The sequence below is a fragment of the Mesorhizobium sp. M7A.F.Ca.MR.176.00.0.0 genome, from assembly GCF_004023165.1.
Taxonomy (GTDB): domain Bacteria; phylum Pseudomonadota; class Alphaproteobacteria; order Rhizobiales; family Rhizobiaceae; genus Mesorhizobium.
Genome location: NZ_RZTC01000269.1, coordinates 1 through 1,687, shown reverse-complemented (window position 1 = coordinate 1,687; position 1,687 = coordinate 1). Strand labels below are relative to the sequence as shown.

General features: G+C 66.1%; 1 protein-coding gene. It reads left to right on the top strand.

The window, feature by feature from the left end; translation table 11 throughout:
* The first annotated feature begins 119 nt into the window (after positions 1-119).
* Positions 120-1,631, top strand: coding sequence for an ABC transporter ATP-binding protein (locus EOB59_RS34675; protein WP_128290292.1), 1,512 nt, complete (start codon positions 120-122; stop codon positions 1,629-1,631).
* Positions 1,632-1,687 lie beyond the last annotated feature (56 nt).

The following is a 1,687-nucleotide window of genomic DNA, read 5'->3' as shown; positions in this document are numbered from 1 at the left end:
TGGCATCCGATCTCCCCCCTTGAGGGGGAGATGGCCGGCAGGCCAGAGGGGGGTGCAGCGCATCCCTCTCAATCAAAGCTGAACCGCAAAGCCAACTCCGATCAGGAGCATCCTTGCCCTTGCCCGCCCCCCTCATCGAAATGCGCGGCATCACCAAGAGCTTCGGCGCCGTCAAGGCGAACGAGGCCGTCGATCTCAGCGTGGCACCCGGCGAGATCCTGGGGTTGCTGGGCGAGAACGGCGCCGGCAAGACGACGCTGATGAATGTGCTGTTCGGCGCCTATGCGCCCGATGCTGGGGAAATCCTCATCCAGGGCAAGCCGGTGCGGATCACCAGTTCCGCCGATGCGCTGGCCGCCGGCATCGGCATGGTGCACCAGCATTTTCACCTCGCGCCGCGGCTGACTGTGCTGGAAAACCTTTTGATCGGCATCCCCGGCAAGACAGGACGGATCGACCGCGCCGGCGGGCTGGCGCGGCTGGCCGAGATCGGCCGCCAGCATGGGCTGATGCTTGACCCGAACCTGCCGGTCTCGGCGCTGTCGGTGGGCGAGCAGCAGCGGCTCGAAATCGTCAAGGCTCTGTTTCGTGGCGCCAGGCTGCTGATCCTCGACGAGCCGACAGCGGTGCTGGCGCCAAGCGAGGTCGACGGGCTGTTTTCGGCGTTACGTTCTATGGCGGCGCAAGGTCTCGGCATCATCTTCATCTCGCACAAGCTCAACGAGGTGCGGGCGCTGACGCATCGCTGCACGGTGCTGCGGCATGGCCGCGTTGCCGGCCGCGTCGATGACCCGGCCAACACGACATCCTCGGAGATGGCAACACTGATGTGCGGCCATGAGATCGTGCCGCCGGCGCGGGGGCCATCGACGCCAGGTGCTGATGTGCTGACACTCGACGGCATTTCCACCTCGCATCATTCCGGCACGCCGCTGCGCGACGTATCGCTTGCCGTCCGTGCCGGCGAAATCCTCGGCATTGCCGGGGTGTCGGGCAATGGCCAGCGGGCGCTGGCAGAGGTGATCTCCGGCGTGCGGGCGCCCGATGCCGGACGGATGACGATTGCCGGCCAAAAAGTCTCGCGGTTTTCGCCGCGCGAGGTGCAGGCGCTCGGCCTTGGCCGCATCCCGGAAGACCGCATGACCACAGGACTGGTCACCAACCTGCCGCTCGCCGATTCCATGGTATTGCCGCGCATCGGCACCGCCGCTTTCAGCAGCAGGGGCCTGCTGAAGCCGGATGCGATCCGCGCCTTCGCGGAAGAGCAGATCAAGGCCTATGATATCAGGTGCCCCGGGCCGATGACCCGCGCGGGAGCGCTTTCCGGCGGCAATCTGCAGAAGGCGTTGTTGGCACGCGAGCTTGCCTTCGATCCGAAGGTGCTTGTTGTCTCGCAGCCGACGCGCGGGCTTGACATCGGTGCCGCCCGCTTCATCCATGAAAAGTTCCTCGACATGCGGGCCAAGGGCTGCGGCATCATCGTCATTGGCGAGGATCTCGAAGAGCTGCTGGTGCTCTGCGACCGCATCGCGGTGATGTATGAAGGCCGCATCGTCGGCACGCTCGACAGCGCCGATGCGACGATCGCGCGGCTCGGCCTGATGATGACCGGGGCGGAGGGAAGAGCCTAGATGGACCTTCCGGCGGCGCTGACCCCCACCCCTAACCCCTCCCCACAAGGGGGAGG